General features: G+C 58.1%; 12 protein-coding genes and 1 tRNA gene. 10 read left to right on the top strand and 3 right to left on the bottom strand.

All coding sequences use genetic code 11. The features are described 5' to 3' along the window. The first annotated feature begins 246 nt into the window (after window positions 1-246). Genes htpG through ABY948_RS07895 form a run of 4 tightly spaced genes read left to right on the top strand, consistent with a single transcriptional unit; the run spans window position 247 to window position 4,113 of the window. Window positions 247-2,145, top strand: coding sequence for a molecular chaperone HtpG (htpG, locus tag ABY948_RS07910; protein ID WP_461481985.1), 1,899 nt, complete (start codon window positions 247-249; stop codon window positions 2,143-2,145). A 56-nt stretch (window positions 2,146-2,201) separates the two neighbouring features. After that, on the top strand, window positions 2,202-3,218 hold the full coding sequence (locus ABY948_RS07905) for an NAD(P)H-dependent glycerol-3-phosphate dehydrogenase (RefSeq protein ID WP_461481984.1): 1,017 nt from the start codon (window positions 2,202-2,204) through the stop codon (window positions 3,216-3,218). Window positions 3,219-3,223: 5 nt separating this feature from the next. Further along, complete coding sequence (locus ABY948_RS07900) at window positions 3,224-3,643, top strand: DUF4389 domain-containing protein (protein ID WP_461481983.1); 420 nt, start codon at window positions 3,224-3,226, stop codon at window positions 3,641-3,643. An 8-nt stretch (window positions 3,644-3,651) separates the two neighbouring features. After that, on the top strand, window positions 3,652-4,113 hold the full coding sequence (locus tag ABY948_RS07895; RefSeq protein WP_461481982.1) for a SixA phosphatase family protein: 462 nt from the start codon (window positions 3,652-3,654) through the stop codon (window positions 4,111-4,113). Between the two features lies 1 nt (window position 4,114). Here ABY948_RS07895 and folE read toward each other — a convergent pair whose 3' ends face one another. Next, window positions 4,115-4,657: a GTP cyclohydrolase I FolE gene (gene folE, locus ABY948_RS07890; RefSeq protein ID WP_461481986.1), complete on the bottom strand. Its 543-nt coding sequence runs from the start codon at window positions 4,655-4,657 to the stop codon at window positions 4,115-4,117. 107 nt (window positions 4,658-4,764) lie between these two features. On the opposite strand from folE, the gene prmB reads away from it, so the two are divergent. The 4 genes from prmB to ABY948_RS07870 all read left to right on the top strand — a co-directional run bounded on the left by prmB (window position 4,765) and on the right by ABY948_RS07870 (window position 8,385). Continuing rightward, window positions 4,765-5,676 carry a 50S ribosomal protein L3 N(5)-glutamine methyltransferase gene (gene prmB, locus ABY948_RS07885; RefSeq protein ID WP_461481981.1) on the top strand — a complete coding sequence of 304 codons (912 nt, stop codon included), beginning with the start codon at window positions 4,765-4,767 and terminating at the stop codon, window positions 5,674-5,676. A gap of 101 nt (window positions 5,677-5,777) precedes the next feature. After that, entirely contained in the window at window positions 5,778-6,881 is a 1,104-nt protein-coding gene (gene aroC / locus ABY948_RS07880; protein WP_461481980.1) for a chorismate synthase, read from the top strand. Between the two features lie 6 nt (window positions 6,882-6,887). Further along, a complete protein-coding gene (locus ABY948_RS07875; RefSeq protein WP_461481979.1) occupies window positions 6,888-8,045 on the top strand; it encodes an MFS transporter in 1,158 nt (385 codons plus the stop codon). Between the two features lie 55 nt (window positions 8,046-8,100). Beyond that, window positions 8,101-8,385, top strand: coding sequence for a hypothetical protein (locus ABY948_RS07870; RefSeq protein ID WP_461481978.1), 285 nt, complete (start codon window positions 8,101-8,103; stop codon window positions 8,383-8,385). A 64-nt stretch (window positions 8,386-8,449) separates the two neighbouring features. On the opposite strand, the gene ABY948_RS07865 is transcribed toward ABY948_RS07870, so the two are convergent. Beyond that, window positions 8,450-8,526: transfer RNA gene (locus ABY948_RS07865), tRNA-Pro, on the bottom strand. A 142-nt stretch (window positions 8,527-8,668) separates the two neighbouring features. Here ABY948_RS07865 and ABY948_RS07860 point away from each other — a divergent pair. After that, the gene (locus ABY948_RS07860) at window positions 8,669-9,337 is read left to right on the top strand and encodes a TetR/AcrR family transcriptional regulator (protein WP_461481977.1); all 669 of its coding nucleotides are present in this window, start codon (window positions 8,669-8,671) and stop codon (window positions 9,335-9,337) included. 9 nt (window positions 9,338-9,346) lie between these two features. Then, entirely contained in the window at window positions 9,347-9,910 is a 564-nt protein-coding gene (locus ABY948_RS07855) for a DUF1285 domain-containing protein (protein ID WP_461481976.1), read from the top strand. A gap of 44 nt (window positions 9,911-9,954) precedes the next feature. Here ABY948_RS07855 and ABY948_RS07850 read toward each other — a convergent pair. Next, window positions 9,955-10,666: electron transfer flavoprotein-ubiquinone oxidoreductase (locus ABY948_RS07850; protein WP_461481975.1), on the bottom strand; the 712-nt coding region annotated here is incomplete at its 5' end.

Raw genomic sequence — 10,666 nt, 5'->3', positions numbered from 1 at the left:
GACAAAGCCTGAGCCCTCTGAAATTATAACGTTTGTTCGCACTCACATTATAACTTCTCAGACTCAGGCTTTTTCATTTATCCCAAACTGTGGGACAGCAGTGGCCCCCGGGCCGCCTTTTTTGTGTGCGGGAACAACCCGTCATGAGAATTTTTTAGCCTTCGGCGCTTGAATTTGCGGCGCCAGCCCCCACCTTTGTCTCATCCTAACTTTCCACAGATTAGATAACAGGGAGACATTGATTCCATGACAGTTGAAACCCGCGGTTTTCAAACAGAAGCCAAGCAGTTGCTTCACCTGATGATTCACTCGCTGTACAGCAACCGTGAGATTTTCCTTCGTGAATTGATTTCCAACGCCTCGGACGCCGCCGACAAACTGCGCTTTGAAGCGCTGGCAGATGCCTCACTGCTCGCGGGCGACAGCGAACTGGGTATTCGCATCGATCTCGACCCGGAAGCCGGCACCCTTACCATCCACGACAATGGTGTGGGCATGTCCAAAGACGAGGTGATTGAAAACCTCGGCACCATCGCCAAATCGGGCACATCGCAATTCCTCCAGGGGCTCTCCGGTGATCAGAAAAAAGATGCCCAACTGATCGGCCAGTTCGGCGTGGGTTTCTACTCGGCATTCATCGTTGCCGACAGGGTCGTGGTGGAAACCCGTCGTGCCGGCGCCGCTGCCGATCAGGCGGTGCGCTGGACCTGTCAGGGCGAAGCGGAATATACCGTCGAGGACATCGAGAAAGCGGATCGCGGTACGGCCATCACCCTGTTCCTCAAGGATGATGCCCTCGAGTTTGCCAGCCAGATTCGGGTGTTGACCATTGTCAAAAAATACTCCGATCACATTGGCGTGCCGGTGGCATTGCGCAAAATCTCCGAGGAAAGTGATGAAAATGCGAAGCAGCCGACCTATGTCTACGAGACCATCAACGATGCCTCGGCACTGTGGACGCGCCCGCGCAATGAACTCAAGGATGAGGACTACCAGGAATTCTACAAGCATCTCAGCCACGACTTTGTGACGCCGCTGAGCTGGAGCCACAACCGGGTAGAGGGCAAACTCGATTACACCAGTTTGCTCTATGTGCCGGGTCACGCTCCCTTCGACCTCTACAACCGGGACGTTTCCCGCGGCCTGAAACTGTATATTCATCGCACCTTTATCATGGATGACGCCTCACAGTTCCTGCCGTCCTACCTGCGCTTTATTCGCGGTGTGCTGGATTCCAATGACTTGCCCCTCAATGTCTCCCGGGAAATTCTGCAGCACAGCCCGGCGGTGGATAGCATTCGCACTGCACTGGTGAAGAGGGTACTGGACATGCTGGAGAAAATGGCCAAGGAATCCCCTGCAGACTACGCCACTTTCTGGAAAGAATTTGGCGCGGTGCTGAAGGAGGGGCCGGCGGAAGACTTCGCAAATAAGGAGCGCATTGCCGGCCTGTTCCGCTTCGCCACCACCAGGACCGAGGGCGACGGCGCCGGCGCTTCGCTGGCGGATTACCTCTCCCGCATGAAGGAGGGCCAGGAAAAAATCTATTACCTGGTGGCGGAAAACCTCACCGCCGCACGCAACAGCGCTTATCTCGAAGTGTTCCGCAAAAATGATGTGGAAGTGCTGCTGCTCACTGAACGCCTCGACGAATGGACCATTTCCCATATCCATGAATTCGAGGGCAAGGTGCTACAGGATATCGCCAAGGGCGAGCTGGAAGATGCCATTCTTGCTGACAGCGATGAGCCTGAAGAGGACAAGGTGGCCAGGGAGGAGTCCACCTCGGCGGTGATCGCCAAAATCAACAGCAGTCTCAATGGCAAGGTGGAAACTGTACGGGAAACCCGTCGCCTGACCGATTCACCCGCTTGCCTGGTGTATCCGGAACATGCCCTCAGCCCGCAAATGCGCAAAATGCTGGAGGCGGCCGGCCAGCCGGTGCCCGCCGATAAGCCGGTGCTGGAGATCAACGTCAGGCATCCGCTGGTGGCGCAACTGGGCCGGGAAGAAAATGAGCAGCGTTGCAGTGAACTGGTGGGGTTGCTCTACGATCAGGCGGTCCTGTCGGCGGGTGAGCAACTGGAGAACCCGGCGTTGTTCGTGAAGCGCTTGAACCAGCTGCTATTTGACGGTGCCGCATAGCCAGTTCTCGGCGATTCACCCTATAATCCACGGTCTAACCACCAAGAAGTAGACTGATGGCAGTACCAGAAAAGATTGCAGTACTCGGCGGTGGCAGTTTTGGGACTGCCATCGCCAATATGATTGCCGCCAATGGCCACGACGTGACACTGTGGATGCGTGACAGTGACAATGTGGTGCAGTGTCAACAGCAGCGGGAAAACATCAACTACCTCCCCGGCTACCGCCTCGAGGATAACCTTAAGTTCTCCAGTGATCTGGAGCAGACCCTGCGGGGTTGCCGGGTGGTGTTTTTCTCTGTTCCCAGTAAAGCGTTCCGGGCCCTGGCGCGACAGGCCCAGCCGTTTCTCGCCGAGGGCACCATTGCCATCAGCACCGCCAAGGGCATTGAGGCAAATACCTTCAAGCTGATGAGTGAAATCCTCGAGGAGGAATTGCCGCAGCTGAGGGTGGGGGTCATCAGCGGTCCCAACCTGGCCAAGGAAATTGCCAGAAAGGCGATTACCGCGACAGTCATTGCCAGCGCAGATGACGCTCTCTGTCGTGCCGTCCAGGCATTGCTGGGTTCCCGCTATTTCCGGGTTTATGCCAACAAGGATCGCTTTGGCGTAGAGCTGGCCGGTGCCCTGAAGAATATTTACGCCATTGCCGCCGGCATGGCGGCCGCCATGCACATGGGCCAAAATACCATCAGTGTGCTGATCACCCGCAGCCTCGCAGAAATGAGCCGTTTTGCCGCCAGGCTTGGCGCCAACCCCATGACTTTTCTCGGTCTCAGCGGCGTGGGTGACCTGTTCGTCACCTGTACCTCGCCCCTGAGTCGCAACTTTCAGGTGGGCTATGCTCTGGGAGAGGGCGCCAGTCTGGAGGAGGCCACCGAGAAAGTGGGGCAGGTGGCGGAGGGTATCAACACCACCCGGATCATCAAGGAAGAGGCCGAGCAGCTGGGCATCTACATGCCGCTGGTCTGCGCCCTGTACGAGACCATGTTTAACCATCGCCCCGTCAGTGACGTGCTGAGCAGCCTGATGCTGGCGGAGCAGAGTACGGACGTCGAGTTTATTGCGGAGTAAACGCCATGAATAAGGACACCAAAGCCAACCTGTTGAATGCCGATACCTGGATTCGCCTGCTGTACATGATATTGTTTGCTCTGTTGCTGGTGTTGGCCAGGGTAGTGATTCTCACCATTGCGCTGCTGCAGTTTCTGCTGGTGCTGTTCAATGGCGAGGCCAATAGCCAGCTGGTGCTGCTGGGTCAGGGAACGGCGAAGTGGGCCTATCGGGCCTTTTTATTCCTTACCTATAACAGCGAAGACAAGCCCTATCCATTCGCCGATTGGCCTGAAACCGAGATCGTGCTCCCGGTGTCGGCGGATGACGCTGAGGAGGCCGCCGTATCAACCGTGGCACCCAGTTCCGATGATGTTCCCTCGTTTGTGACCCCGCAGCCCCACCCGGGCAGCGATGCGGGTGATCAGGGCGCTGACAAGGGCTAGCACATCCGGTGCTGATCTACCTGTTGCGTCACGGCGATGCCCCCTATGACGAGGGCTGTGGCGAACGCTCCCTGTCACCCCGCGGGGAGGCCGAAACCCGGGATGTGCTCAGCCGCCACCTGGCGGAAATACAGTCGGTTGAATTGCTTCTCTGCAGCCCGGTGCTGCGCGCCCGGCAGACACTGCAGGTGCTCAGCGAAACACTGGATTATCGGGGCAAGCTGTTGTTCGAGGATGTGTTGCGCTCCGAGAGTAGTGTCGCCGCGGTGGAGCACTGGGTGGACCGGCTCGACGTCAAATCCCTGCTGTTGCTCAGCCATCAGCCCCTGATTGGCAAAATCCTCGAATACCTCACCGATGAGCCCGGACTGGGTTGGTCGATGTCCACCAGCACCCTGGCTTGCCTGGATGCGCTGGCCTTTGGGCGAGGCGCGGCCGAGCTGCAATGGCTGGACCGCCCCCAGCGATAAATCAGCAGTTAATCAGTGACAGGAATTCGTTGCGGGTGGCCTGGTTCTCCCGGAAGGAGCCGAGCATGGCCGAGGTTTTCATCACGGAATTCTGTTTCTCCACGCCGCGCATCATCATGCACATGTGCTTGGCCTCAATGATCACCGCAACGCCCTGGGCGCTAGTGACCGACTCGATGGTGTTGGCAATCTGCGTCACCAGGGTTTCCTGGATCTGTAACCGGCGGGCAAACATATCGACGATACGGGCCACCTTGGACAGCCCCAGCACCACGCCATCGGGAATGTAGGCCACATGGCATTTGCCGATAAAGGGCAGCAGGTGATGCTCGCACAGGGAATACAACTCGATGTCCTTGACGATCACCATCTCACTGGCATCCGAGGGGAACAGTGCGCCGTTGATGACTTCGTCCAGGTTCTGGTGGTAACCGCGGGTCAGGAACTCGAAAGCCTTGGCGGCCCGTTGGGGGGTATCCAGCAGTCCGGGGCGGGCCATGTCCTCTCCGGTGGACTCGATAATCTGGGTGTAGCAGTCAGCGATATTCACAATCTGTCTCGGGTTGGGCTGTGTTGAATTTGGTGCATAACCCTACGTCAGCCATCGAGAAACGTAAAGCCATTTGTGGTACTGCCGGGTACAATGGCGCCATGAAAAAAAGGCCAGCGCAAATGGGTACAGTGGGGGAGGCCATCCGTCTCGGTGCCCAGTATTTTGACGAAGCCGGACTGTATTTTGGTCACGGTACGGATAACGCCTGGGATGAGTCCCTGTCGCTGGTACTGTACGCCCTGTCTCTGCCCTGGGATGTGGATGCCAGTGTGCAGCAACGCGAACTGAGTGAGGCGGAGCAGACCTGCATTGCCAGCCTGTTCGACAGGCGTGTCGAGGAGCGCTTGCCCGCCGCCTATCTGACGGGTGAAGCCTGGTTTGCCGGCATTCCCTTTCATGTGGATCAGCGGGTACTGGTTCCCCGTTCCCCTATCGCCGAATTGATTGAATCCGAATTTGTGCCCTGGCTGGCGGCAGAGCCTGTGCACATTCTGGATCTGTGCACCGGCAGTGGCTGCATCGGCATCGCCTGTGCGCTCTATCTGCCGCAATCCAGGGTGACCCTGAGTGATATCTCCGCCGCTGCCCTGGCGGTGGCGCGGCAGAATATTGACCGTTACGACCTGGCTGATCGGGTCACGGCCGTGGAGTCGGACCTGTTTGCCGAGCTGCAACAACAGCGTTTTGACCTGATTGTCGCCAACCCCCCCTATGTGGATCAGGAGGATCTGGCGGACATGCCGGCGGAGTACCATCACGAACCGGAAATCGGTCTGGCATCCGGGCTGGATGGGCTGGATTTTACCCGCCGCCTGCTGGTTGAAGCTGCGGATCACCTGACCGAGCAGGGCGTGTTGATCGTCGAAGTCGGTAATTCCTGGGTGGCGCTGGAAGACGCCTACCCGGAAGTGCCTTTTCTGTGGCTCGAATTTGCGCGCGGCGGCCACGGCGTGTTCCTGCTGACCGCTCAACAGCTGCGCGATTGCTGCGCGACGCTGGCCGCCGGGTGAGACATCGCCGGGATCATCGTATAAAATTCGCCTCTTTGTGGGGCCTTGACCCGATCTGATCGGGTTGATGACAGCCTCTCCTCGACACCAGTGGAATCATTATGTCCGGCAACAGCATAGGCAAACTCTTTACTGTCACCACCTTTGGCGAGAGCCACGGCCCCGCGCTGGGCTGTATTGTTGACGGCTGCCCCCCCGGGCTGGAGTTGTCGGTTGAAGACATGCAGCGGGATCTCGACCGCCGCAAGCCCGGCCAGTCCCGCTATACCACCCAGCGGCGGGAAGAGGATCAGGTCAAAATCCTGTCCGGGGTGTTTGAGGGCAAAACCACCGGCTGTCCCATCGGCCTGCTCATCGAGAATACCGATCAGCGCTCCAAGGATTACTCCAATATCAAGGACCAGTTCCGCCCGGCCCATGCGGACTACACCTATTTCCAGAAATACGGTATTCGCGACTACCGCGGCGGCGGCCGCTCCTCCGCCCGGGAAACCGCCATGCGGGTGGCCGCCGGTGCGATCGCCAAGAAGTATTTGAAGGCCGTGGCGGGAATCGAGATACGGGGCTATCTGTCGCAGCTCGGCCCCATCAAAGCCGAGCAGGTAGTGCTCGAGGAAGTGGAAAATAACCCGTTTTTCTGTCCCGACCCCGGCAAGGTGGCGGAGATGGAAGCCTATATGCAACAACTGCTGAAGGACGGTGATTCCGTGGGCGCCAAAATCACGGTGCTGGCCACCCATGTGCCGCCGGGGCTGGGCGAGCCGATCTTTGATCGACTCGATGCGGAAATTGCCCACAGCCTGATGAGTATCAACGCCGTCAAGGGTGTGGAAATAGGTGTCGGCTTTGACGCCGTGGTCCAGCGGGGCACTGAACACCGGGATGAAATCACCCCGCAGGGATTCCTGTCGAATAATGCCGGTGGCATTCTCGGCGGCATTTCCTCGGGCCAGACCATTGTTGCCCACCTGGCGCTGAAACCCACCAGCAGCCTGCGCATCCCCGGCAAGTCGGTGGATGTGCACGGCAACGCCATTGAGGTGGTCACCACCGGGCGCCACGACCCCTGTGTGGGCATCCGCGCCACCCCCATCGCTGAGGCCATGCTGGCCATTACCCTGATGGACCACCTGTTGCGCCATCGCGCCCAGAATCTGGACGTCAACACCGGACTGGAGCCGATTCCCGCCGGCCAGGGTAACTGATTCCCCGTGGGGCAGGCGGATTCCGAGCCGGTCCCTTACTGGCGCCTGTCCGCGTTCTACTTCTGTTTTTTCGGTCTGCTGGGCGCACTGTTTCCCTACTGGTCCCTGTATCTCAAGTCGCTGGGCTTTGCCGCGGCGGAGATCGGCCTATTGTTGGCGTTGCCCATGGTCACCAAGATCATCGCCCCCAACCTGTGGGGCTGGCTGGCGGATCACACCGGCCAGCGGTTGCGCGTTATCCGCCTGGGGGCACTGCTGTCTTGCCTGTGTTTTGCGGGGATTTTCATCAGCCAGCAGTTCTGGATGGTGGCCTTTGTGATGGTGGGCTACAGCTTCTTCTGGAACGCGGTATTGCCCCAACAGGAGGTCATAACCACCAGCTTCCTGCGGGACAAACCGGAAAACTACAGTCGCGTGCGTCTGTGGGGGTCCATCGGCTTCATTATCTTTGTGCTCGGCAGCGGCGCCTGGTTTGACCGGCACAGCATCGCTGGCCTGCCATTGATTGGATTTTTACTGCTGGCGGGCATTTTTATCAGCAGCCTGGTGGTGCCGGGCCCCGCTCAGCAGACGTTGTCTCGACCCGCCCAGCGTTTTCTGCGGGTGCTGTGTCAGCCCGCGGTGGCCGCATTCTTTGTGGCCGGGATGTTGATGCAGTTTTCCCACGGCATTTATTACAGCTTCTTCAGCCTCTATATGGAGGCCCATCACTACAGCCGGGGGATGATCGGGGTACTCTGGTCGGTCGGGGTGGTGGCGGAAGTGGTGCTGTTTGTGCTGATGCATCGCCTGCTGCCGCGCTTTGGGGTGCGCGCAATCATGGCGGCCTGCCTGCTGCTGGCAACCCTGCGCTGGTTGCTGACGGGATACTTTCCCCAGCACCTGCTGTTACTGGTCTTTGCCCAGAGCCTTCACGCCTTTACTTTTGGCGCCTACCATGCGGCGGGGATCGATGGGATTCGGCGGCTGTTCGAACCCGGTAACCAGGGCAAGGCACAGGCCCTGTACAGCGCCTTCTGCCTCGGTTTGGGCGGTGCTATCGGTTCCTGGCTGGGTGGGCTGGTGTGGGACTACCGTTCGGTGCTGGCATTCGAGATGGGCGCGCTGGCCTGTTTTATTGCCCTGTTTGTGATTTGGTTCTACCTGAAGGACCCACGACTTTGAAAGCAGCCCTGGAGATGGCTCTATACTGGACAGAATCTGTACAGGAGGGATTCAGATGAAAGCGGTGTTGGCGATCCTGATAGTGGTTATCACCTATGTGTTCTACCCGCGCTATGACTTGATGGTCAAACATAGCCCCTTTGATGAGCACTCAACCCTTGCCGGTCGCGGCTACCTGACAGCGGGGCGTTGCCGGGAGGCGGCAAAAGCCATGCGTGCCCGCTATTACCACTGTGCTGCGAGAAATCTCTGGGGTCAGATATTTGGCACCTATACCAGCTACGACCCCAAGGAGCGCTATGCCGACCCGGCGTTGTTCCGGGATTTACACCACCAGTAATGCTTTCGGCTGGCAAAATATCCAGACATAAAAAAACCCACGTATACGTGGGTTTTTTTATGTCTGGTCGGTGTGAGAGGATTTGAACCTCCGACCCCTTCCTCCCGAAGGAAGTGCGCTACCAGGCTGCGCTACACACCGGCGGCGCGCATTATAGCACTCTCTTTTATGCTGTCCATGGTTGTCGTGGCCAAAGGTGGACGATCGACGCTGTGACCATTGACAGCGTTTGAGTTTTCATCACACAATTTGCCTCCGCTTTTGGAACTGGGCAGGGCCTTGAATGCCAAGATCATCTACCGATAGCACCGATAAGATCCGCGCCAAGAAAAAGCGTTTTCTGGCCCGCGAAGAACGTATTATTGAAAAGGCGCTGTCGCTGCTGATTCGCGATGGCATCGACAGGGTCACCGTATCGGCTATTTCCAGGGAGGCGGGCGTTGGCAAGGGTACGGTATACAAACATTTTCTGACCAAAACCGAAATCCTGATGCGGATCGTGCTCGATTACGAACGCAACATCACTGAAAACCTGCGCATGGGCATCGAGGCAACGGATGCCGGTGACCCCGGTGCCGCGGCGCGCTCCTACTTCAAGGCGCGGCTGTCCAATCCCGCGCTGGACCGCCTGGTCCAGCTGCTCGAAGTGAAGTTGCAGGACAATGAAGAAATTGCCGACAAGATGGCGGCGCTGCACAAGCTGCGCCGCTCCAATGTCGACGCCCTGAATGCCATGATCGCCAAATTGATCGATATGGACCTTCTTGAGGACGTTCCCCCCAGCTACCATTATCTGGCCTGTTGGGCCCTGGCGCAGGGTGCTGTGGAGGCCTACTTCAATGTCAGCTACGGCGCCGACCTGGAGGACAAACAGGATTTCCTGCGCTTTATCGCCAATATCGGCATTACCATGGGCAACCTGGGTCAGTTGCGCGACAACAAGGTTTTTTGATTCACCCCGGTGGCATCGCCCTATCAATCCCTGATCGCCAGTGCACTGGCCCTGCAACAGCAGCAGCAAGGTCTGTTGCCGCCGCTGGAGCACTGGCAGCCACCACTGAGTGGCGACATGCCGATGCTGATCCGTCGCGATGGTCGCTGGTTTCATCGGGGCTCGGTGATTGAACGCGAGGCATTGGTGAGGCTGTTTGCCAGTATCCTGAAGCGGGAAGGGGATGAGTATTTTCTGGTCACGCCGGTGGAAAAATGGCGAATCCAGGTTGAGGATGTGCCCTTCCAGATCACCTCCCTGAATGTAGTGGCGGAGGGAACCCCTGAGCAGCTGTTGTGCTTTCATACCAACACCGGCGATCAGGTACTTGCCGGTGCCGAACATCCGCTGCGCATCATCGTTGACAGGGCAACTGGCGAGCCATCGCCCTACCTGTTGGTGCGCCGCAATCTGGAGGGCCGGCTGAGCCGCCCCGTCTATTACCAGTTGGCGGAATTGGCTCAACAATACCCGTTGCTGCAACAGGGATGCCATGCCGTGATCAGTGGTGGCGCCGCCTTTGTCTTGGAATGACAGCCTTCAATATTCTAATTTGTTACTTCAACAAATCAGTATAACTAATTGTATTTCTGCATATTTTTGTAGTTTTTCCCGCCGGCGCCTTCCGGGGTTACCCAGATGATATTCTGGCTCGGGTCCTTGATGTCACAGGTCTTGCAGTGCACGCAGTTCTGGGCATTGATCTGGAAGCGCTTGGAGCCATCGGCATTGTCCACCACCTCATAAACCCCCGCAGGGCAGTAGCGCTGTACCGGCTCGCCGCCGTCCAGGTACTGTTTGATGACCGGGTGATGCTTGTAGCGCTGGAATTCATCAAACGGGCTGACGTAGGGATTGGAATAGGAGAGGTCGGTGATCAGGCCCACTGCCACCTGGTGGTCTTCCAGGTGATACAGAAAGCCGCCCCCGGAGGAGTCGCTCTCGTTGAGGGGCCAGCCGGCGCTGTGGACTACCAGTCCCAGGTGATGGTTTTCCGGGGGCACCCGCCACAATTCCTTGATGCTGATGCTGATGCTGATGCTGATGCTGATGCTGATGCTGATGCTGATGCTGATGCTGATGCTGATGCTGATGCCGATGCCGATGCCGATGCCGATGCCGTAGTGCTGGGGCTGCTGTGTGTCTTTTTCGAGGGCAAAGTGCTCGATCAACTGCTTGCCCAGGTGACCGCGGCAGCCCTCGGCAAAGAAGGTGTATTTGCCGCGCAGCTCCATGCCGGGCATGTAGGCATCCTTGTGCTCACCATTCAGCCCCACCCCCATGTCACCG

The sequence above is a fragment of the Porticoccus sp. genome (assembly GCF_041592135.1).
In the GTDB taxonomy this organism is placed as follows: Bacteria; Pseudomonadota; Gammaproteobacteria; order Pseudomonadales; family Porticoccaceae; genus Porticoccus.
The sequence above is the reverse complement of the archived record's forward strand: the minus strand, read 5'-3'. Positions and strand labels throughout refer to the sequence as shown.

What these genes read in the sequence shown, in the direction of transcription:
- htpG (WP_461481985.1), top strand. Translation starts at nt 247, where the DNA reads ATGACAGTTGAAACCCGCGGTTTTCAAACAGAAGCCAAGCAGTTGCTT.
- ABY948_RS07905 (WP_461481984.1), top strand. Translation starts at nt 2,202, where the DNA reads ATGGCAGTACCAGAAAAGATTGCAGTACTCGGCGGTGGCAGTTTTGGG.
- ABY948_RS07900 (WP_461481983.1), top strand. Translation starts at nt 3,224, where the DNA reads ATGAATAAGGACACCAAAGCCAACCTGTTGAATGCCGATACCTGGATT.
- prmB (WP_461481981.1), top strand. Translation starts at nt 4,765, where the DNA reads ATGAAAAAAAGGCCAGCGCAAATGGGTACAGTGGGGGAGGCCATCCGT.
- aroC (WP_461481980.1), top strand. Translation starts at nt 5,778, where the DNA reads ATGTCCGGCAACAGCATAGGCAAACTCTTTACTGTCACCACCTTTGGC.
- ABY948_RS07870 (WP_461481978.1), top strand. Translation starts at nt 8,101, where the DNA reads ATGAAAGCGGTGTTGGCGATCCTGATAGTGGTTATCACCTATGTGTTC.
- ABY948_RS07860 (WP_461481977.1), top strand. Translation starts at nt 8,669, where the DNA reads ATGCCAAGATCATCTACCGATAGCACCGATAAGATCCGCGCCAAGAAA.